The organism is Paraburkholderia xenovorans LB400 (assembly GCF_000013645.1).
Classification (GTDB): Bacteria; Pseudomonadota; Gammaproteobacteria; order Burkholderiales; family Burkholderiaceae; genus Paraburkholderia; species Paraburkholderia xenovorans.
In genome coordinates this window covers 4,137,701-4,157,766 of record NC_007951.1, presented here as the reverse complement: position 1 = coordinate 4,157,766, position 20,066 = coordinate 4,137,701, and the positions used below count along the sequence as shown (strand labels likewise).

Sequence of the window (20,066 nt, the reverse complement as noted above, 5' to 3'; positions counted from 1 at the left end):
CGCCGCCGCGCTTCAATCCATCGCGGCGTGCGCCACCGACGCGTCCGGCGCCTTGTGCGCGGGGCGGATCAGCAGAAGCAGCGGAATGACCAGCAGCGTTGCCATGAACATCAGCTTGAAGTCGTTCAGATAGGCGATCATCGACGCCTGCTGGGTGATCGACGCATTCAGCGCGGCCATGTCGTAGTTCGAGCCGGTGTTGAGCATGGGCTGAACCGCGGGATTGAAGGCCGTGATATTCGCCGCGAGGTCCGCGTGCGAGACCTGCGTGTTGCGCGTCATCAGCGTTTGCACGATCGAAATGCCGATACTGCTGCCGATATTGCGCATCAGGCTGTACGTTGCGGTGCCGTCCGCGCGCAGTTCGGGCGTGAGCGTCGAGAAGGTCAGCGCGCTCAGCGGCACGAACACGAGGCCGAGCCCGAAGCCCTGAATCACCCCAGGCCAGACAATGTCCGAAGCTGACAGCACGATCGTGTAATGCATCATCTGCCATAGCGCGAACGCCGAGATCAGGAAGCCCGCGAGCAGCAGGATTCGCGCATCGATCCGCTTCAGCAGGCGCCCGGCGAACAGCATGGCGACCATCGTGCCCGCGCCGCTCGGCGCCGTGACGAGGCCGGTAGTCGCGACCGGATAGTTCATCAGGTTCTGCAGCATGGGCGGCAGCAGCGCGCGCGTCGCATACATCACCGCGCCGATCACGAAGATGAAGAACGTGCCGGTGGCGAAGTTCGGGTCCTTCAACAGTTCATATTTGAAGAACGACTTCTTGCCGACTGTTGCCGTGTGCGCGAGAAAGAATGCGAAGCTGATTGCCGCGAGCAGCGCCTCGATGACGATCTCGTTGGAGCCGAACCAGTCGAGTTGCTCGCCGCGATCGAGCATGGCCTGCAATGCGCCAATGGCGAGACCGAGCGTGGCGAAGCCGAACGCGTCGAACTTCACGTCGTGTTTCGGTTCGCGCGAGGGCAGGAAGGTCGCCACGCCGAACAGCGCGAACGCGCCGATCGGCACGTTGATGAAAAACACCCAGCGCCAGTTGTAGCTGTCAGTGAGCCAGCCACCGAGCGTCGGGCCGAGAATCGGTCCGACCATCACGCCCATGCCCCACACCGCCATCGCCTGGCCCTGCTTTTCGCGTGGGTTGATGTCGAGCAGGATGGACTGCGACAGCGGCACCAGCGACGCGCCGAAAACGCCTTGCAGCAAACGCGACGCGACGATCTGCGTAAGCGTCTCCGACAACCCGCATAACGCCGACGACACCGTGAAGCCGCCGATCGCGACGATCAGCAGGCGCTTGACGCTCAACCGGTCCGAGAGCCAGCCGGTGAGCGGCGTGGCGATCGCGGCGGCGACGATGTACGAGGTCAGCACCCACGTGATCTCGTCCTGCGAAGCGGACAGCGTGCCCTGCATATGCGGCAGCGCCACGTTGGCGATCGTGCTGTCGAGCGTCTGGATCAACGTTGCCAGCATGATCGAGATGGTGATCATCGGCCGGTTGAGCGGCGCGGCGGCGGTGGCTACCGGGGTGTCGGAAGACATGAATGAGCGGGGGGTCGTCGATATAATAAGCATGCTTAGTATATCGGTTGCGCGAGCGCGCGGCATCGGGAATTATGCGGAGCCTGAATTTCGCCTGTTTCAATGCTGAAGAACGAAGGCCTTTCGTATAATTCGCGGATGAAAACCCAACTCGATGAGCGCTTCGGCTTCCTGATTTCCGACGTCGGCCGTCTGACCGGCAAGCGTTTCGACGATCTCGCGAAGTCTTCGGTCGACCTGACGCGCGCGCAGTGCCGCGTGCTGGCCTATCTCGCGCATTACGGCGACACCAATCAGGCGCGGCTCGCGGACCTGCTCGAAGTCGCGCCGATTTCGGCGGGCCGTCTGCTCGACCGGATGGAAGAGGGCGGCTGGATCGAGCGGACCGCCAATCCGCAGGACCGCCGCGAACGCCAGGTGCACATGACGCCGAAGGCCGAGCGCACGCTCGGCAAGGCACGCAAGGTGGGCGACGAGGTCGCGCTCGAAGCGCTGAACGGCTTCACCGGCGAAGAGGCGAAACAGTTGATCGCCCTGTTGCAGCGGGTGCGAGGCAATCTGAGCCGGCTGGTGGATCGGTGATGCAGGACGGTTGCGGCAGGTGCGAGCCGGCCGGCGGCCCGGCTTACGGAAATAAAATCGCCCGTAACGAAATTGCCTTGTCGCGGTAATAAATTGAAAGTTTTCCTTCGACCCTTCCATGCTCGCTCCGCTTCTGGTCGCCTTTTACGAAACTGTCCGGCAGGGCAGTGTGACCGCCGCCGCGAAGCGTCTCGAAGTCAGTCAGCCGACCATCACGGCGCGTATCCAGCAACTCGAAAAGCAGTATGGCGTCGAGCTGTTCCACCGGCGCGGCAGCCGCTTCGATCTGACCGACGCGGGCGCCGCGTTGATGCCGCTGATCGACCGGATGCAGCAGATCGAGAGCGACATCGACTTCACGCTGCGCAACGAGCGTGAGCTGGCAGCCGGCAATCTGCGGGTCGGCGCGACCGGGCCTTACTACATTCTGCCGGCCATCGCGGCGTTTCATCGCCACTATCCCGCCGTGAAGATTTGCGTCGAAATCGGTAACTCGCAGCAGATTCTCGATGCGCTGCTCGACTTCCGCGTCGATCTGGCCGTGTCGTCGCAGCGCGTTGACGACCCGCGTTTCGCACGCCGCACGATTGCCGACGACCCGCTTGTCGTCGTCGCGCATTGCAGGCATCCGCTCGCCGCGCAGAAAACGGTCAGGCTCGCCGATGTCGCCGCGCATACGCTGCTGTTGCGCGAAGCCGGTTCGCGCACCCGCGAGGCGACCGAGATGGCGCTCAAGCGGATCGGCGTGCAGCCGGCCGTGCTGATCGAGATCGGCAGCCGTGAAGCAATCTACGAAGCGATCCGCCACAACATGGGCTGTACGCTGATGCCGCTCGGCGAAGCGCCGGCGCATCCCGATCTGCGGCAGGTTCCTCTCGAAACCGATGCACCGATCCTGCAGGAGTACCTGTATTACCTGCAGGCGCGAGCCGGTTCGCGTCTGATCACCTCGTTCATGGCCGACGTCGACGGTTGCACCCGGCAGCCCACAAAAAAAGCTGATGCCGTTATCGGCTAGCTTGCGCAGAACGACATACCCTCGTCGTCCACGGTCCCTATCGTTGCATCGACTCGCCGGATGGTCCGGCGCACATCGGCATCGAAGAGAGGACCAACATGACACGGCACACCGTGGCGCAATTCGCATGCGGCCTGGCGCTGCTCGGCGCTCTCGGCGCGACGGCGGCGCTGAGCGGCTGCGGCGGCGTTTCGCAGTCGGACAGCGGGAACGTCAACAACGGTGCGGGCGGCACCCCCGCCAGCACACCGGCAGTCACGGCGCCGCCCGCCAGAAAAATGCTGCTGATCGAACTCGACGGCGTGACGTATAGCGCGCTGAGTGCCGGCATCGCCGGCGGCAAGCTGCCGAATCTCGCCAAACTGACTGTGGCGCCCGCCTATAGCGGCGGCGTCAACGGCACGCTGTCGCAGCAGCCGAACCTCGACACGCCCGGCTGGGCTTCGGTGCTCACCGGCACGTGGGCGGACCGCCACCAGATCAATTCCGACGCACCCAATCAGGCTCTGCACAGCAGCACCGTGTTCCAGATGCTCAGGAGCGCGGGCGCCGGTTCGACGGGTGCGGTCGTCGATTCGGGAAGCCTCGCGACCCTGTTGAACCCGGATCAGAATGCCGGCTATCTGAACACGCTGGTGAACTGCGCATCGGTCGATACCTGTGTGACGCAGACCGGCGCCGGCATGATCGGCAACGGCTATTCGTTCGTGGTCGCGCAATACCATTCGGCGCAGGACGCGGCGCTCAACGCCGGCCTCGCATCGACGAACTACGCGAACACGCTGGTGCAACTGGATGCGGCGGTCGGCACGTTGATCGGCGAGACCGCCAAACGCAGCAACGAGAGCTGGCTCGTCATGGTGACCGCCGGTCACGGGCTGAACGCGGCCGGCGGCACCGACGGATTGCCGCTTCGGGCTGAGTCGACCAGCTTTATCGCGCTGAACCAGACGCCGAACGCGCGCCTCGGCAACACCGCCGCGCCGGCGACGATGGCCGCGCTCTACACGCGCGCCAGCATCGCGGACGTCACGCCGACGCTGCTCGCCTATCAGGGCGCACTGCCGGACGCCGCGTCCTATGCGCTCGACGGCGGGCAACTGCTCGGCGCCACGCCGGTCTCGCAACTGCTCGGCACGACCGGCAGCGACAACGCCAGCCTCGTGCTGAAGTGGGCGGCGCCGGCCAGCGGCGCGATCAGCGTGCTGCGCAACGGCAGCGTGATCGCGAGCCTGCCGGCCGGCACGGCGACCTACACCGACAGCCAGCTCGGTCTGACGACCACCGGCGTGTATCCGTTCAACTACACGGTGGCAGCCGGCGGCGCGCCGCTCTCGACGATCACCCAGGTCGTGTACGTGCAACCTCCGCCTCCGCCGCCCCCGCCGCCGCCGCTCGCCACCACGCTGACCACGGGGTTGAGCAGCTACTACCCGTTCGGCGCACTGCCGCCGGTGGACCGTCTGAGCGCCAGCACGATGGGTCCGTGGGCCGCGGACGCCGACGCCGGCACGCTGGTCGCCGACCCGTTCGGCGGCAAGGGATTGCAGATCGACACGCATACGGTCGACAGCAATGGTTTCGACGGCTACAAGCTCGCGCAGACCGACGACGTGACGACACATGCGCAGTTCACGATCGGCTTCTGGTTCTACACGTCGTGCGCGAATCTCACGGGTAATGGCACGCCTGTGTTCTCGAACAAGAACTACTACTCGGGCGGCAATGCCGGCATCGCGATCGGTCTGTTCCCCGGTTCGGGCACGAGCTGCAACATCCGCTTCAATGTCGGCGATGGCAGCACGCGCAACGACATCAACAGCCTGAACGTCAGTGCGAACAAATGGACGTATCTCGCGCTGAGCATCGACACCTCGGCGAAGAAGATCAACGCGTACATCTTCGACCCGGTGCTGGGCGAGCAGAAGGTGCTGGGCCAGACGTTGAGCGTGAACATCGCCAGGCTGCCAGGTCTCGGCGTGTTCGGGCTCAATGAGGACGGCACGGGCCGCTACTACATGAACGCCTGTAACGACAGCCCGCCGTACACCGTTGGCGAGTGCGCGGCCACGCCGCCGGATGTGCAGGCATTCAGCGATCTCGCGCTCTGGACCCGTATCGTCACTGAAGCCGAGTTGCAGTCGGTCTACGGTTCCGGGCAACCGCTCTCCACCCTGATCCATTAAACGGAGTTCCGCAATGAACCCGACCACTTCCTGTTCGAAGGTGCGCGAGGCGCATGAGATAGGCGAGGCTCTCGCGCGCTGCGGCGAGGCGGCGAAACGCGGGCTGCTTGCAGCGGCGGCCTTGTGTGTGGTGTGCGTCACGCTGGCCGGCTGCGATGGCGGCTCAAGCGGCTCAAGCGGCTCAGGCAACGGCAGCAGCGGCGCGGGCGGCGCGAGCGCGGCGGTGGCGATCGTCGCGGCACCCGCTTCAGGCGCGTGTGCCGCGTCGGGGGCGAGTGCCGCGCAACCGTTGCAGAACACGCAACTCGTCTGCGCGCCCTGACGCAGCCACTGCCGCGTGCGCCTGTCACGTCGACCTTCCCACCCTCTGGCCGTCCAATACGGCGGCCATGCAGGGGGTCACTCCGGGCGCACAGATTCTGACGATTCCAACACACCAAACATGACCTCACTGGACCGCCGTACCTTCCTGCGCAGCGCCGCGGGCGCTGCCGCGCTCGGCCTGTTCCCACCCGCGATTCGCCGCGCGCTGGCGATTCCCGCGAACAACACGACCGGCACCATCAACGACGTGCAGCACGTCGTCATCTTCATGCAGGAGAATCGATCGTTCGACCATTATTTCGGCACGCTGCCAGGCGTGCGCGGCTTTAGCGACCGCTTCACGATTCCCCAGCCCGGCGGCACGACCGTGTTTCAGCAGAACGACGGGACGCGTACCGTGCTGCCGTTCCATCTCGACAGCACGCAAGGCAACGCGCTGCTCGCCGGCGGCCCGCATTCGTGGAGCGACGCGCATCAGGCGTGGGACAGCGGACGCATGACGCAATGGCCGAAGGCCAAGGGCGACGTGTCGATGGGTTATCTCAATCAGGCCGACGTGCCGTTCCATGTCGCGTTGGCGAATGCGTTCACGATCTGCGACGCCTATCACTGCTCGCTGCATGGCGGCACCAACTCCAACCGCATTTTCCTGTGGACCGGCACCAACGGCGCGAGCGCGGGCGCCAATCCGGTGGTCAACAACGACGGCTGGGATGGCCTCGGCGCTTCCGCCACGGGCCTGACGTGGACGACTTATCCCGAGCGCCTGCAGGCCGCGGGCGTGAGCTGGAAGGTCTACCAGAACATGCCGGACAACTACACGGACAATTCGCTCGCCGGCTTCGCGACCTATCGCAAGGTCAACGAGACGCTGCCCGGCTCGCCGCTGCTGCCGTACACGCAGTCGCTCGAAGCGGTGGCGCCGCTGTACAAGGGCATCGGTAACACGATGCCCGATGGCGGCTTCCTGCAGGCGTTGAAAGACGACATCGCCGCGGGGCAGATGCCGCAAGTGAGCTGGATCGTGTCGCCGCAGGCGTACTGCGAACACCCCGGCGCCTCGACGCCGGGGCAGGGCGCTTACTATCTGCAACTGCTGCTCGACACGTTGACCGCGAACCCCGACGTGTGGAGCAAGACGGTGCTGTTCGTCAATTACGACGAGAACGACTGCTTCTTCGATCACATGCCGCCGCCCGACGCGCCGAGCAAAAATGCGGACGGCACGTTTGCCGGCAAGTCGACCGTGGACACGCAGTACGAATATTTCACGAAGACCAACCCGCCGGGCGATTCGTCGCCGATCGTGCCGGACGGACAATGTTTCGGCCCGGGGCCGCGCGTGCCGATGTTCGTCGTATCGCCGTGGAGCACCGGCGGTTGGGTGAACTCGCAGGTGTTCGATCACACTTCCGTATTGCGTTTCCTCGAGCAGCGTTTCGGTGTGACCGAAACCAATATCAGCCCGTGGCGCCGCGCGGTGTGCGGCGATCTCACGTCGGCATTCAACTTCCGTAATCCGAACGACGTGCCGCCGGCTTCGCTGCCGGCGGCCCCGAGCAAAGCTCAGGCGGACGCACAGAACACGCAGCAGAGCGCGCTCGGCGCGGTGCCGGTGCCGTCGGCGGCCAGTCAGCAGATGCCGCAGCAGGTGCTGATGTCGCGGCCGTCGCGCGCGCTCCCGTATCTGCTGCACGTGAGCGCCAACGCCGACGTGCAGGATGGCCTGATCTGGCTGGTCTTCAGCAACACAGGCACGGCGGGCGCGGTTTTCCATGTGTACGACCAGTTGCATCTCGACCGCGTGCCGCGCCGCTATACCGTCGAAGCCGGCAAGGAACTGTCGGACTCATGGAGCGCGCTCGCCGACGATCAGGGCAACTACAGTCTGTGGGTGCTCGGACCGAACGGATTTCATCGTTCGTTTCAGGGAAATGTCGCGACGGTGGCGACCGGACCGAACCCGGAAGTGCGCGTTTGCTACGACGTGGTCAACAACGCCGTCTATCTGACGATCATGAATACGGGCAATGCCGTCGCCAACGTCACGGTGACTTCGAACGCGTATCGCGGCGACGGTCCGTGGACGTACGCGGTACCGGCGGGCATGCAGGTCGAGCCGTACTGGTCGACCGGCGCCGTGGGTGGCTGGTACGACTTCACGCTGAGCGCGGCCGGTGGGTTTTCGCGGCGTTTTGCCGGCCGTATCGAAACCGGCAAGGATAGCGTCAGCGACCCGGCAATGGGCGTGACGAGTTAAGGCAGCAGCAGGACCGCGCGAGGAGCGCAGGAAGTGGCACTTCACAGGGAGTCAGCCTGGCGCTGACTCCCTTTTTTTGTCTCGTGCCTGGATAAATGCGGCTAGTTCGTTCCGGAGGCTGCGGCCGCTCCGGACGGCGGCACCAGTTCGAAACATGCCGGTGGTGCGGCGGACGTTTTCGTTTTCGCGTCAGGCTGCTGTGGGTCGATACATTTGAAGGCGCTCTGATCGCGCTGGACGAAGATCGTGTCGGCCGGGCCGGCGTTGCCGTGAGCGCCGTTCACGACTGCGACGATCTTGTAGCCGTCCTGCAGCAGCGTGGAGAGGGTGGTCGAGCTCGTGCGCCACTGGCTGCCGGATGGTGTCTGGGCCTGAACGGCCGACGCGGCAGTGCCGCCGAGAAACGTGATGGAAGCGGTGGCCACGGCGAGCATGGCGGTGCGGAACGTCATCAAGAAACCTCCTTGAAGTTGCGATTTGGAAAGCCAAAACAAAAAAGCCGCTGAACCTTGCGGATCAGCGGCTTTTTTTTGCAACTGGTGGCGAATCACGGAGGGTAAAACACTCCCGGGATTTTGCCAGCAAGATCAGTCGCTTAGGCAATGGCTAGCCAGAATTTCGTACGAACTAAAACGGCTCACTGATAGTATCACGACTGATGATGTTCCAGTCGGACCGGGAGGCCCAAAGGGATTCCATTAAGATCAGTTCATAAATATCAAAATGACGACCGACACAAACCTTCTGCATGCTTGATTGCCAATATTACGTCGCATGGTTCGTGGCGTCATTGATGATGGCAGGAGCATGGGTGCTAACTAAAATTATTCAGCGGTTTGGCCCTTGGCAAAATTTCTTCATCAAATTTTTGACGGAAAAGAGGGCTCGCAATACAAGCGGGACTATCAATGGCGGTAGGCTTCGCCGTTTGTTGTGCAATTTTTGCAAACTGATTGCGGGTGTCCGTATTGTTTTAATCTCGGTATTGCGACCACGCGAGTAAACACAACACATATAGGAAGGCGACAAAGATTAGTCCTTGAACTGGCGTTATATCTTTCGAAGGAAAGCGTGTTCCTGCTTGTTTTTGCATGCTGATCTCCCGGCAAAAAATTAGGAGGCATGTTTATGGCGATAGCTTTATTTGGCCTGCGGTTGGCCCGCTCAACTCCACGCCCCCCGTTTTTTATGTGATCGAGCCAATGAGAGCAACGCCGCTGGTCTAAATTCGACGGCTTCCCTGTGAAGCGCCGGAACGAATGCGAGCGCTTGTGGAAGACGCCCGCTTCAATCCGAGCGAGCCGTCGCCTCGATCGCCGCGGTGTCCCAGCGGCCCGCGCGCATCGCGTCGGCGAGCATGCCAAGGGTCAGCGGTTGCGCAGCGGCCTTCCGGTCCCGTTTTGAGAATAGCGACGCGACCGCGCCGATCAAATCGAGTCCTTCGGGCCCAAAATAGCGGTCGTATGGAAAGCCCTCGGCCGCCACGCCAAACCGCTCCGCCCATTTGTCGATGAAATCCACAGCGTCGGTCCCGGTCAGACCCAATTCGTCTTCAAGCTTGCTGTTGGGCTCAATGCGCAACTGCCCGAAAATCGGCTTCCCGAGTTCTTCGCGCGCAAACGCTTCCAGCTTTTTCCACACCTCGTCTTTCGTTTCGCTCATCAAAGCACCCGGTCTTCCGGCTTCACCAGGCGATTGTACGAGTTGACTGTGTGCCTCGCGATCAAAAACGCGTCATAGCCCATTACGACGACACCGACGACGGGAATCGCGCGGCCAACGAAGGCCCCGATGTTCCGGGCGAAGGCGATTCTCAACCTTCTCGCGCCGACGCTCGTGATTGTGGGCAGGCGATAGCGCACTTGCCACGGCAAGAGCTTGCGCGCGGCCATCGACACAACTGACGTTCCGGCTGTGGCTCCGCCGAGCTTGCCCGCCACAGGGACATCGTTTTGCCCGAGTAGGAGCGCCGCAGCGGCGGCGAGGTCTTCGAATCCGAGTTGCTTTTGAGTTTCATCGAGAGCGACGAAGAAAAACAACTCGCCTGCCGAAATGTTCCTATATTGAAAATAAGAATATCTGTTATCGCTCATTTTCAGAATTGGACGTTACTTTGGGATTTCGCAGAATACCAGAGGAGGGCGCGCGACAAAACCCAAAGCGCCAGGGTGCAATAAATTGAACGGCCAGCAATTGCTTGATTATGCGATTTGCTTTGCTTTGGATTCAATGGAAAGTCAATTGGCCGCGTTTGGCAAATTGGCTTGCACGGAATGTCGGGCCAGTTGCCCGGCGCTGGCTGGTTTCAAGACTTGCGCGCGGCGCAACTGGCTGTGGCCGGGCGGCGAACGCATCGATACCGCAAGGCCGAGGGTGAAGTCCTGACGTAACCTAACCGGCTTGAGCGGCAATTCGAACCGTGCGCGAGTTTGTGCATGACATGGCTCACAAACTGGCTCACCGGCGCAAAACGAAAGGCCCGCTCTCAGTTAAGAGTAGCGGGCCTTGCGAGTGATACTGGTGGCGAATCAGGGACTCGAACCCCGGACCTGCGGATTATGATTCCGTCGCTCTAACCAACTGAGCTAATTCGCCGAAAGAAGCGAGATTATGCGGACGGCGCCGGAGGCTGTCAACCCCCGGCGCGCAACTTTTTCAGGTTGCCGTGGGCATCAGGCGTGTCAGTCCCTCGCGTAGATGTCCGAGTCCTTGGTTTCCTTGACGAACAGCATGCCGATCACGAAGGTAATGAGCGCAATCACGATCGGATACCACAGCCCGGAGTAGATATTGCCCTTCGCCGCCACGATCGCGAACGCGGTGGCCGGCAGGAAGCCGCCGAACCAGCCATTGCCGATGTGATACGGCAGCGACATCGAGGTGTAGCGGATGCGCGTCGGGAACATTTCCACCAGCATGGCCGCGATCGGACCGTAGACCATCGTCACGTAGATCACGAGGATCGTCAGGATCACCACGCTCATCGGCCAGTTGATCTGCGAAGGATCGGCCTTTGGCGGATAACCCGCGGTCTTCAGCGTCGTCGCGAGGGTGGAGTCGAACGTCTTGCCCCGATCCTTGGCGTCGGCGGCCTTGCCGTCATACGTGTTGACCACCGTATCGCCAACCTTGATCTCGGCCAGCGTGCCCGCCGGCGCCGCAACGTTCTCGTAGTTCAGGCCGGCCTTCGAGAGTGCGCTCTTGGCGATGTCGCAGGAACTCGTGAACTTCGAGGTGCCGACCGGGTTGAACTGGAACGAGCACTCGTCCGGATTCGCGATCACGACGATCGGCGCCTTCGCCGTTGCGGCTTCCAGCGCCGGGTTGGTGTAGTGCGCCAGCGCCTTGAACAGCGGGAAGTACGTGCATGCGGCGATCAGCAGGCCGGCCATGATGATCGGCTTGCGGCCGATACGGTCCGACAGCGAGCCGAAGAACAGGAAGAACGGCGTGCCGATCAGGAGCGCGATCGCGATCATGATGTTGGCGCTGCTGCCGTCCACCTTCAGCGTCTGCGTCAGGAAGAACAGCGTGTAGAACTGACCCGTGTACCAGACCACAGCCTGGCCGGCGGTCAGGCCGATCAGCGCGAGAATCACGACTTTCAGGTTTTTCCACTGGCCGAACGCTTCGGACAGCGGCGCCTTGGAGGTCTTGCCTTCGGCCTTGATGCGCTCGAACACCGGCGATTCATGCAGTTGCAGACGAATCCACACCGACACGCCCAGCAGGATGATCGACGCGACAAACGGAATGCGCCAGCCCCAGGCACCGAACGCGTCTTCCCCCATTACCGTGCGCACGCCGAGAATCACCAGCAACGACAGGAACAGGCCGAGCGTGGCGGTCGTCTGGATCCACGCCGTATAGAAGCCGCGGCGTCCCGCCGGCGCATGTTCGGCCACGTAGGTGGCCGCGCCGCCGTACTCGCCGCCGAGCGCGAGGCCCTGCAGCATCCGCATGGCGATGAAGATCACCGGCGAAGCAATACCGATCGCCGCGTAGCCCGGCAGAAAGCCGACGAGGAACGTCGACAGACCCATGATCACGATCGTCACGAGGAACGTGTACTTGCGTCCGACCAGATCGCCGAGCCGCCCGAACACGATCGCGCCGAACGGCCGGACCGCGAAGCCGGCGGCGAAGCTGAGCAGCGTGAAGATGAAGCCGGCGGTCGGATTGACGCCGGAGAAGAAGCTCTTGCTGATGAAGGCCGCGAGCGAGCCGGCCAGATAGAAGTCGTACCACTCGAAAACCGTACCCAGCGACGATGCGAAGATCACCCGCTTCTCTTCGTTCGTCATCGGCACGTGCGAGATTTGCCCGCCAACGGTAGCCATATGTCATCTCCAATATTGATATACACGCGGTCTGCCAGTGACGGCGTTCCCGTGAAACCGATTATTGGAGTGGAAACTTACGGTGTACTGACGTGGCGAGGTGAAATTGCGGCTTGACGCGTACCAGCCGATTTTCTCGAAAATTCGCCAACATGCCAATAAAATCGTCTAACACTCCGCCTAATTATCTCAATATTGAGATGGCACATTTGCGCGCTCAGGGCGCGTTAGGGTAAGTCCCGCCCCGCTCGTGCACGTGCAAACTGACGCGTACGAGCGTGCCGGCCAGCCGCGGCGAGGTTTGATAGACGTTGTCGTCGATCGTCAGCTCACCGCCGTGCATGGTCGCGATCTCGCGGACGATCGCCAGCCCCAGGCCGCTGCCGTCGCCCTCGCGCCCGAGAATCCGGTAGAAGCGCTCGATCACCCGCGAACGCTCGGCGACCGGGATGCCGAGCCCGGTGTCCTCGACCTCCAGATGCACGAGCCGCTCCGGCGCGTCATGCCTCACCCTGACCGTGATGCGTCCGCCCGGCGGCGTATAGCGGATCGCGTTGTCGATCAGATTCGACAGCATTTCGCGCAACATGACCGGATTGCCGTCGACTTCGACGGGTTCGTCGGGCGCTTCATAGCCCAGATCCATCTGCTTGGCGAGCGCGGCCTGAACCCAGTCGCGCACGGCGCTGCGAGCGACCTCCGTCACCTCGACCGGCGTGAAAATCTGCCCCGACATGCGGTTCTCCGCGCGCGCCAGCGCCAGCAACTGCGTGACGAGTCGCGCGGCGTGCTCGGAACTGGTCGCGATCTGTTCGAGCGAGCGATGCACTTCGGCGGAAGCGTCCTGGCGCAACGCCAGTTCCGCTTGGGTGCGCAGGCCGGCGAGCGGCGTTTTCATCTGATGCGCGGCGTCGGCGATAAAGCGCTTTTGCAGTTCCATGTTCTGTGCGAGGCGCGTCAGCAGATCGTTGAACGAGGTCACGAGCGGCTCGATTTCGGGCGGCGCGCGGCGCGCTTCCAGTGGCGAAAGATCATCCGGGCGGCGCGCGCGGATATGCGCCTGCAGCGCGTGCAGCGGCGCGAGGCCGCGCGAGAGGCCGAACCACACCAGCAGGATCGCGAGCGGCAGAATCACGAACTGCGGCAGGATCACGCCTTTGATGATGTCGTTGGCAAGCTGGCTGCGCTTGTCGAGCGTTTCTGCCACCTGCACCAGCACGGGTTGCGCGCCGGGCGTCTGCGGAAACTCGACGGTCGTGTAGGCGACGCGGATATCGTTGCCGCGCAGCACGTCGTCACGAAATTCGACGAGACCCGGCTGCGGCCGGTCTTCCTCGTGCGGCAGCGGCATGTCGCGCTCGCCGCCCACCAGTTCGCCGCGCGTGCCGAGCACCTGGTAGAACACGCTGTCCACGTTGTCGGTGCGTAGAAAATCGCGGGTGGAGTCGGGCAGCGACAGCTCCGCCACGCCGTTGACCGGATGGATCTGCCGGGCGAGCACGTAAGCGTCGGTTTCCAGCGCGCGGTCGAACGGGCCGTTCGCGATCGACTTGGCGACCAGATACGTGACGGCGAGGCTCATCGGCCAAAGCAGCAGCAGCGGCGCCAGCATCCAGTCGAGAATCTCGCCGAACAGCGAACGCGGGCGCGCCTCGGCGGCGGCTTCGGTTTCGTCGGGCGGCGCGAACGGGTTGGCGTAACGCTCGTCACGCGCCTCGTCGAGGTCCGCCGCGTGCGCCGTAGCGCGGTCTGCGCGTGCGGACATGGGCGTCCTCTATTTGTAGTGGTGGCTCGCCGGCATCGCGCCGGATGGCGGCGATGGCGGCGGCTCGGGCTCGGCGGGCGAGGGCGTGGTCGGGGCGTTGGCGCCGGGGTTCGCGCTAGCCGGCGCCGCCGCTTTCTCCAGGCAGTAGCCGAGCCCGCGCACGGTGATGATGCGCACGCCGCTCGGCTCGATTTTCTTGCGCAGGCGGTGCACGTAGACCTCGATCGCGTTGTTGCTGACTTCCTCGCCCCATTCGCACAAGTGATCGACGAGCTGTTCTTTCGAGACCAGCCGGCCGATCCGTTGCAGCAGCACTTCGAGCAAGCCCAATTCGCGCGCGGACAGATCGATCACCTGTTCGTTGACATAGGCGATCCGGCCGACCTGGTCGAACGACAGCGAGCCGTGCCGTACGACCGTCGGGCCGCCGCCCGCGCCGCGCCGGGTCAGGGCGCGCACGCGTGCTTCGAGTTCGTTCAGCGCGAAGGGCTTGGCCATGTAATCGTCGGCGCCGAGGTCGAGACCCTTCACGCGCTCGTCGACGCTGTCCGCGGCGGTCAGGATCAGCACCGGCAGGTTGGAATTGCGCGCGCGCAGGCGGCGCAGCACCTCGAGCCCCGACATGCGCGGCAGGCCCAGATCGAGAATCAGCAGGTCGAAAGTCTGCATCGACAGCGCGGTGTCGGCTTCGACGCCGGTCTTTACGTGGTCGACAGCATAGGCCGATTGGCGGAGTGATCGAACCAGACCGTCCGCGAGTATGCTGTCGTCTTCGGCAATCAGAATTCGCATGGTGCGCCAGCCTGGCATTGCCGGCACCGTGGGGTGTTCCCCCGGCGCACAGCGGTCTCCGAAAATTATTGTGGGTGGTTTGGGCAGCGCGACGGTAAAAATGCGTGTTCGCATGAGAATCGCGCTTGCTAAAACTACTGTTTTTTTATACAGTGTCTGGGTTTCCTGTGCTGTCCTTTGCGAGTAGGTTGAAACTCGGGGTCGCACATCCGCCTCAGACGCCGTTCATCATAGCAAAGGACGATTCATGGAAGAAAGCAAGAAAGGCTCGGCTGGACTGACTGCTGAAAAGAGCAAGGCACTCGCTGCCGCACTCGCGCAGATCGAAAAGCAGTTCGGCAAAGGGTCGGTCATGCGGCTCGGCGCAGGTGAGGTAATCGAAGACATCCAGGTGGTCTCAACCGGATCGCTCGGTCTCGACATCGCGCTGGGCGTCGGCGGTTTGCCGCGTGGCCGTGTGGTCGAAATCTATGGCCCGGAATCATCCGGTAAAACCACGCTGACGCTGCAAGTCATTGCCGAAATGCAGAAGATCGGCGGCACGGCGGCGTTTATCGACGCGGAACACGCGCTGGATATCCAGTACGCGAGCAAGCTCGGCGTGAACGTGAACGACCTGCTGGTTTCGCAGCCCGACACAGGCGAGCAGGCGCTCGAAATTGCTGACGCACTGGTGCGTTCGGGCTCGATCGACATGATCGTGATCGACTCGGTCGCGGCACTCGTGCCGAAGGCTGAAATCGAAGGCGAAATGGGCGACTCGCTGCCGGGTCTGCAAGCGCGTCTCATGTCGCAGGCGCTGCGCAAGCTCACCGGCACGATCAAGCGCACGAACTGTCTCGTGATCTTCATCAACCAGATCCGCATGAAGATCGGTGTGATGTTCGGCAATCCGGAAACCACCACGGGCGGTAACGCGCTGAAGTTCTACGCATCGGTGCGTCTGGACATTCGCCGCATCGGTTCGATCAAGAAGAACGACGAAGTGATCGGCAACGAAACGCGCGTGAAGGTTGTCAAGAACAAGGTATCGCCACCGTTCCGGGAAGCGATTTTCGACATTCTGTACGGCGAAGGCATCTCGCGTCAGGGCGAAATCATCGACTTGGGCGTACAGGCCAAGATCGTCGACAAGGCCGGCGCGTGGTACAGCTACAGCGGCGAACGGATCGGTCAGGGCAAGGACAACGCGCGTGAATTCCTGCGTGAAAATCCGGATATCGCTCGCGAGATCGAAAACCGTATCCGCGAATCGCTGGGCGTGAATGCTATGGCTGAAGCCGCGACCGTCGCAAGCGCTGAAGTCGCGGACGAAGAAGAGTAACCATCACGTGATACGCAAGGGCCGGCCGTTGTCCGATACCGGACGCCATACGGCGGCCCCGCGTGATGAAGACGACGAGTCGTTCGATCCATTCGAATCGTTCGACGCACACGATCGCGCTGCGGGCCGCAATCCGCAGCGCGATCGGTTTGAAACCTCTCCGTCCTCCGGTTCCGATCCTTCGGAAACCACCTACACCCGCTCGCGTCGCGTTCCTGGCGAAGCGAAACCCGAGCAGGACGAAGCCAAAAAATCCCAACGTCCGGCACGATCGCTAAAAGGCCGCGCGCTCGGCTATTTATCCCGCCGTGAATACAGCCGCACCGAACTCGCGCGCAAGCTGAAGCCGTTCGTCGAGGAAACCGATTCGCTCGACACCTTGCTCGATTCGCTCGAAGCCGAAAACTGGCTATCCGATTCACGTTTCGCGGAGAGCCTGATTCATCGCCGTTCGTCGCGGCTGGGCGCGAGCCGGATTGTCGGCGAATTGAAGCAGCACGCGGTCGACCGGACGCTCGTCGAAGAAGCGAGCGCGCAATTGCGCGAAACCGAGCTCGCCCGTGCCCAAGCCGTCTGGCAGAGAAAATTCGGCCGGCTTCCCGAAACGCCGGCCGAGCGGGCGAAGCAGGCGCGCTTTCTGGCCTCGCGGGGATTTTCGGGCGCCACGATCGGCAAAGTCCTCAAAGGGATCGACGAGGAGTGGGCCGGCGAGTAGCCGCGTCGTTTTTTGTTCGCATACCCGTTGGGACAGTGTCTTGCGCGCTCAGCCGCCTGTAGCGCGGCCGAGCGCATTCCAATCTGTCTCAAATATTCAGTATGCTAAAATTCGTGGGTTTTCCAATCTGGCCTTTCCTTCCCGCATGCCGCTCTCCCCGCCCGTGTCCCGTCAATTGCGCCATCGTCGCGCAATCAGAGCGGAAGCCTATGAGCGAGCCGATGGCCTGTGGGATGTGGAAGCGTGCTTGACCGACGAAAAACCGCGCGACGTGGTGCTTGCGTCGGGCGTCCGGCCCAATGGTCAGCCGATCCATGAACTCTGGCTTCGCATCACCATCGATCGCAAGCTCAATGTCGTCGACGCCGAGGCGTCGTCCGACTGGATGCCCTATCCTGGTTTGTGCCAGGTCAGCAATCCCGCCTATCGTGCCCTCATCGGGCTCAATCTCCGCCAAAACTTCCGTCGTGAAGCTGCCCGTTTGCTGGGCGGCACGGTGGGTTGCACGCATCTCACCGAGCTGTGCGCCGTCCTGCCGACCGCCGCGATCCAGGCATTTGCCGGCGCAGTGTGGAGTACCGGTGACAGCACGCCGGGCGCGAACGCAGGTTCAGGAGACGGATCGTCTAACGGCACAGGCGAGCATTCCAACGATAAACCGCCATTCCAGCTGGGACGCTGCCACGCGCTGCGTTTCGACGGCGAGGCGGTGCAGCAGTTTTATCCGCGCTGGTATGGCCATGCGCCGCGTTCAACGGAACGCGTGGCATCGTCAGGCGACGGGACAGTCCGCCAGGCAGCCGAAGGCGGCGACACGTCCGGCATGAACGACGGCAGCGGAAACGAAGTTCAATCCAACTCTCAGACTGAAGGGAATCACGCATGAAGATTCACGAGTACCAGGGTAAGGAAATCCTGCGGAAATTCGGCGTCGCGGTACCGCGCGGCAAGCCGGTCTTCTCGGTGGATGATGCGGTCAAGGCCGCGGAAGAGCTCGGCGGCCCGGTATGGGTCGTGAAGGCTCAGATCCACGCGGGTGGCCGTGGCAAGGGCGGCGGCGTGAAGGTCGCCAAGTCGCTGGAACAGGTTCGCGAATACGCGAACCAGATCCTCGGCATGCAGCTCGTCACGCACCAGACCGGCCCGGAAGGCCAGAAGGTGAATCGTCTGCTGATCGAAGAAGGCGCTGACATCAAGAAGGAACTGTATGTCGGCCTCGTGATCGATCGCGTGTCGCAGAAGATCGTCGTGATGGCATCGAGCGAAGGCGGCATGGACGTCGAAGAAGTCGCGGAAAAGACGCCTGAGCTGATCCACAAGATCGCCGTCGACCCGGCAACCGGTCTGAAAGACGCCGAAGCCGACGAGCTCGCAACGAAGATCGGCGTGCCCGCCGCTTCGCTGCCGCAAGCTCGCGCGATCCTGCAAGGCCTGTACAAGGCATTCTGGGAAACGGACGCATCGCTCGCCGAAATCAACCCGCTGATCCTGACCGGCGACGGCAAGGTCATCGCGCTGGACGCCAAGTTCAACTTCGATTCGAACGCACTGTTCCGTCACCCGGAAATCGTCGCGTATCGCGATCTGGACGAGGAAGATCCGGCTGAAGTCGAAGCGTCGAAGTTCGACCTCGCGTACATCTCGCTCGACGGCAACATCGGCTGCCTCGTGAACGGCGCCGGCCTCGCAATGGCAACGATGGACACCATCAAGCTGTTCGGCGGCGAACCGGCGAACTTCCTGGACGTGGGCGGTGGCGCCACGACCGAGAAGGTCACGGAAGCGTTCAAGATCATGCTGAAGAACCCGAACCTGACGGCGATTCTGGTCAACATTTTCGGCGGCATCATGCGCTGCGACGTGATCGCGGAAGGCGTGATCGCGGCGTCGAAGGCCGTCTCGCTGAAGGTGCCGCTCGTGGTCCGCATGAAGGGCACGAACGAAGACCTCGGCAAGAAGATGCTCGCTGAATCCGGCCTGCCGATCATTGCGGCGGACAGCATGGAAGAAGCGGCTCAGAAGGTGGTCGCGGCCGCTTCGGGCAAGGCTTGAGCCTGGTCCGCAAGTTTTTGCGAGACGCTTTTTCCAGGTAACCAGGATTACGAATGGCGGCGCGGGAATGGCGCATGAGCGGCGCGGGCGAAGAACATCCCGCCGCGCGGCGCAATAGCGCGACGCCAAACGAACAGAGGTCAATACATGTCGATTCTGATTAATAAAGACACCAAGGTCATCACGCAGGGCATCACCGGCAAGACCGGTCAGTTCCACACGCGTGCTTGCCGTGAATATGCAAACGGCCGCGAAGCGTACGTTGCGGGTGTGAACCCGAAGCGTGCCGGCGAAGACTTCGAAGGCATTCCCATCTACGCCAGCGTCGCTGAAGCCAAGGCTGAAACGGGCGCGACCGTGTCGGTGATCTACGTGCCGCCGGCAGGCGCTGCTGCTGCGATCTGGGAAGCGGTCGAAGCCGATCTGGATCTGGCGATCTGTATCACGGAAGGCATTCCTGTCCGTGACATGATCGAGCTGAAGGCTCGTATGCGCGCCGAAAACCGCAAAACGCTGCTGCTCGGCCCGAACTGCCCGGGCACGATCACGCCGGACGAGCTGAAGATCGGCATCATGCCGGGTCATATCCACCGCAAGGGCCGCATCGGCGTCGTGTCGCGTTCGGGCACGCTGACGTACGAAGCAGTCGGCCAATTGACGGCGATCGGCCTCGGCCAGTCGTCGGCGGTCGGTATCGGCGGCGACCCGATCAACGGTCTGAAGCACATCGACGTGATGAAGATGTTCAACGATGATCCGGAAACGGACGCCGTCATCATGATCGGCGAGATCGGCGGTCCGGACGAAGCGAATGCCGCGTACTGGATCAAGGACAACATGAAGAAGCCGGTGGTTGGCTTCATCGCCGGTGTCACGGCGCCTCCGGGCAAGCGCATGGGCCACGCCGGCGCGCTGATCTCGGGCGGTGCGGATACGGCCGAAGCGAAGCTGGAAATCATGGACGCCTGCGGTATCACGGTCACGAAGAACCCGTCGGAAATGGCGCGTCTTCTGAAGGCGATGCTGTAAATCGAAATTCACGCGCAGTCACGGCGTTTTTTTTGATACGCTTACGAGACCCTTTCGTGAGCGTGCGGTTCAAAAAGCGGGGGAGTGCAGACTCCTCCGCTTTTTTATTGGCCGCGCGCCGGACTTCT

The 20,066-nt window shown here is 62.6% G+C and carries 18 protein-coding genes and 1 tRNA gene; 11 read left to right on the top strand and 8 right to left on the bottom strand.

The genetic code is table 11. The features are described 5' to 3' along the window. Positions 1 to 12 precede the first annotated feature (12 nt). Entirely contained in the window at positions 13 to 1,551 is a 1,539-nt protein-coding gene (locus tag BXE_RS18605) for a DHA2 family efflux MFS transporter permease subunit (RefSeq protein WP_038457373.1), read from the bottom strand. Positions 1,552 to 1,689: 138 nt separating this feature from the next. Here BXE_RS18605 and BXE_RS18600 point away from each other — a divergent pair, with 138 nt between their 5' ends. The 5 genes from BXE_RS18600 to BXE_RS18580 all read left to right on the top strand — a co-directional run bounded on the left by BXE_RS18600 (position 1,690) and on the right by BXE_RS18580 (position 7,921). After that, positions 1,690 to 2,133, top strand: a complete 444-nt coding sequence (locus BXE_RS18600) for a MarR family winged helix-turn-helix transcriptional regulator (RefSeq protein ID WP_038458529.1) — start codon at positions 1,690 to 1,692, stop codon at positions 2,131 to 2,133. Positions 2,134 to 2,251: 118 nt separating this feature from the next. Continuing rightward, entirely contained in the window at positions 2,252 to 3,151 is a 900-nt protein-coding gene (locus BXE_RS18595; RefSeq protein WP_011489765.1) for a LysR substrate-binding domain-containing protein, read from the top strand. 98 nt (positions 3,152 to 3,249) lie between these two features. After that, entirely contained in the window at positions 3,250 to 5,337 is a 2,088-nt protein-coding gene (locus tag BXE_RS18590) for a LamG-like jellyroll fold domain-containing protein (protein ID WP_011489764.1), read from the top strand. Between the two features lie 13 nt (positions 5,338 to 5,350). After that, a complete protein-coding gene (locus BXE_RS18585) occupies positions 5,351 to 5,659 on the top strand; it encodes a hypothetical protein (RefSeq protein ID WP_011489763.1) in 309 nt (102 codons plus the stop codon). A 120-nt stretch (positions 5,660 to 5,779) separates the two neighbouring features. Continuing rightward, positions 5,780 to 7,921 carry a phosphocholine-specific phospholipase C gene (locus tag BXE_RS18580; RefSeq protein ID WP_011489762.1) on the top strand — a complete coding sequence of 714 codons (2,142 nt, stop codon included), beginning with the start codon at positions 5,780 to 5,782 and terminating at the stop codon, positions 7,919 to 7,921. Positions 7,922 to 8,022: 101 nt separating this feature from the next. Here BXE_RS18580 and BXE_RS18575 read toward each other — a convergent pair whose 3' ends face one another. The 3 genes from BXE_RS18575 to BXE_RS18565 form a co-directional block, all read right to left on the bottom strand. Beyond that, the gene (locus tag BXE_RS18575) at positions 8,023 to 8,373 is read right to left on the bottom strand and encodes a hypothetical protein (RefSeq protein WP_011489761.1); all 351 of its coding nucleotides are present in this window, start codon (positions 8,371 to 8,373) and stop codon (positions 8,023 to 8,025) included. An 835-nt stretch (positions 8,374 to 9,208) separates the two neighbouring features. Further along, positions 9,209 to 9,583 carry a DUF1493 family protein gene (locus BXE_RS18570; RefSeq protein ID WP_011489759.1) on the bottom strand — a complete coding sequence of 125 codons (375 nt, stop codon included), beginning with the start codon at positions 9,581 to 9,583 and terminating at the stop codon, positions 9,209 to 9,211. Beyond that, entirely contained in the window at positions 9,583 to 10,014 is a 432-nt protein-coding gene (locus BXE_RS18565) for an STM2901 family protein (RefSeq protein ID WP_011489758.1), read from the bottom strand. The genes BXE_RS18570 and BXE_RS18565 overlap by 1 nt, the downstream gene beginning before the upstream one ends. An 85-nt stretch (positions 10,015 to 10,099) precedes the next feature. Here BXE_RS18565 and BXE_RS46600 point away from each other — a divergent pair, with 85 nt between their 5' ends. After that, the gene (locus BXE_RS46600) at positions 10,100 to 10,306 is read left to right on the top strand and encodes a hypothetical protein (RefSeq protein WP_158340940.1); all 207 of its coding nucleotides are present in this window, start codon (positions 10,100 to 10,102) and stop codon (positions 10,304 to 10,306) included. Positions 10,307 to 10,439: 133 nt separating this feature from the next. On the opposite strand, the gene BXE_RS18560 is transcribed toward BXE_RS46600, so the two are convergent. From BXE_RS18560 to BXE_RS18545, 4 genes are all read right to left on the bottom strand, one after another. Beyond that, positions 10,440 to 10,516 (bottom strand) — tRNA-Met (locus BXE_RS18560). Between the two features lie 86 nt (positions 10,517 to 10,602). Next, a complete protein-coding gene (locus BXE_RS18555) occupies positions 10,603 to 12,261 on the bottom strand; it encodes an MFS transporter (protein ID WP_011489757.1) in 1,659 nt (552 codons plus the stop codon). A gap of 217 nt (positions 12,262 to 12,478) precedes the next feature. After that, the gene (locus tag BXE_RS18550; RefSeq protein ID WP_011489756.1) at positions 12,479 to 14,026 is read right to left on the bottom strand and encodes a sensor histidine kinase; all 1,548 of its coding nucleotides are present in this window, start codon (positions 14,024 to 14,026) and stop codon (positions 12,479 to 12,481) included. Between the two features lie 9 nt (positions 14,027 to 14,035). Further along, positions 14,036 to 14,818, bottom strand: coding sequence for a response regulator transcription factor (locus BXE_RS18545; RefSeq protein ID WP_038457374.1), 783 nt, complete (start codon positions 14,816 to 14,818; stop codon positions 14,036 to 14,038). 247 nt (positions 14,819 to 15,065) lie between these two features. Here BXE_RS18545 and recA point away from each other — a divergent pair, with 247 nt between their 5' ends. The 5 genes from recA to sucD all read left to right on the top strand — a co-directional run bounded on the left by recA (position 15,066) and on the right by sucD (position 19,938). Beyond that, entirely contained in the window at positions 15,066 to 16,142 is a 1,077-nt protein-coding gene (gene recA, locus BXE_RS18540; RefSeq protein ID WP_007180488.1) for a recombinase RecA, read from the top strand. Positions 16,143 to 16,149: 7 nt separating this feature from the next. Continuing rightward, positions 16,150 to 16,857 (top strand): recombination regulator RecX, encoded by a 708-nt coding sequence (recX, locus tag BXE_RS18535; protein ID WP_011489754.1) that lies wholly within the window; start codon positions 16,150 to 16,152, stop codon positions 16,855 to 16,857. Positions 16,858 to 17,002: 145 nt separating this feature from the next. Next, positions 17,003 to 17,743, top strand: a complete 741-nt coding sequence (locus tag BXE_RS18530) for a DUF2889 domain-containing protein (RefSeq protein WP_011489753.1) — start codon at positions 17,003 to 17,005, stop codon at positions 17,741 to 17,743. Beyond that, positions 17,740 to 18,909: an ADP-forming succinate--CoA ligase subunit beta gene (gene sucC / locus BXE_RS18525; RefSeq protein WP_011489752.1), complete on the top strand. Its 1,170-nt coding sequence runs from the start codon at positions 17,740 to 17,742 to the stop codon at positions 18,907 to 18,909. The genes BXE_RS18530 and sucC overlap by 4 nt, the downstream gene beginning before the upstream one ends. 147 nt (positions 18,910 to 19,056) lie before the next feature. Further along, the gene (gene sucD, locus BXE_RS18520; protein WP_011489751.1) at positions 19,057 to 19,938 is read left to right on the top strand and encodes a succinate--CoA ligase subunit alpha; all 882 of its coding nucleotides are present in this window, start codon (positions 19,057 to 19,059) and stop codon (positions 19,936 to 19,938) included. The last annotated feature ends 128 nt before the right edge of the window (positions 19,939 to 20,066 follow it).

Bases quoted from the DNA above. Each gene is read 5' to 3' on its own strand.
- BXE_RS18605 (WP_038457373.1), bottom strand. From the start codon at position 1,551: ATGTCTTCCGACACCCCGGTAGCCACCGCCGCCGCGCCGCTCAACCGG.
- BXE_RS18600 (WP_038458529.1), top strand. From the start codon at position 1,690: ATGAAAACCCAACTCGATGAGCGCTTCGGCTTCCTGATTTCCGACGTC.
- BXE_RS18595 (WP_011489765.1), top strand. From the start codon at position 2,252: ATGCTCGCTCCGCTTCTGGTCGCCTTTTACGAAACTGTCCGGCAGGGC.
- BXE_RS18590 (WP_011489764.1), top strand. From the start codon at position 3,250: ATGACACGGCACACCGTGGCGCAATTCGCATGCGGCCTGGCGCTGCTC.
- BXE_RS18585 (WP_011489763.1), top strand. From the start codon at position 5,351: ATGAACCCGACCACTTCCTGTTCGAAGGTGCGCGAGGCGCATGAGATA.
- BXE_RS18580 (WP_011489762.1), top strand. From the start codon at position 5,780: ATGACCTCACTGGACCGCCGTACCTTCCTGCGCAGCGCCGCGGGCGCT.
- BXE_RS18575 (WP_011489761.1), bottom strand. From the start codon at position 8,373: ATGACGTTCCGCACCGCCATGCTCGCCGTGGCCACCGCTTCCATCACG.
- BXE_RS18570 (WP_011489759.1), bottom strand. From the start codon at position 9,583: ATGAGCGAAACGAAAGACGAGGTGTGGAAAAAGCTGGAAGCGTTTGCG.
- BXE_RS18565 (WP_011489758.1), bottom strand. From the start codon at position 10,014: ATGAGCGATAACAGATATTCTTATTTTCAATATAGGAACATTTCGGCA.
- BXE_RS18555 (WP_011489757.1), bottom strand. From the start codon at position 12,261: ATGGCTACCGTTGGCGGGCAAATCTCGCACGTGCCGATGACGAACGAA.
- BXE_RS18550 (WP_011489756.1), bottom strand. From the start codon at position 14,026: ATGTCCGCACGCGCAGACCGCGCTACGGCGCACGCGGCGGACCTCGAC.
- BXE_RS18545 (WP_038457374.1), bottom strand. From the start codon at position 14,818: ATGCGAATTCTGATTGCCGAAGACGACAGCATACTCGCGGACGGTCTG.
- recA (WP_007180488.1), top strand. From the start codon at position 15,066: ATGGAAGAAAGCAAGAAAGGCTCGGCTGGACTGACTGCTGAAAAGAGC.
- BXE_RS18530 (WP_011489753.1), top strand. From the start codon at position 17,003: ATGCCGCTCTCCCCGCCCGTGTCCCGTCAATTGCGCCATCGTCGCGCA.
- sucC (WP_011489752.1), top strand. From the start codon at position 17,740: ATGAAGATTCACGAGTACCAGGGTAAGGAAATCCTGCGGAAATTCGGC.
- sucD (WP_011489751.1), top strand. From the start codon at position 19,057: ATGTCGATTCTGATTAATAAAGACACCAAGGTCATCACGCAGGGCATC.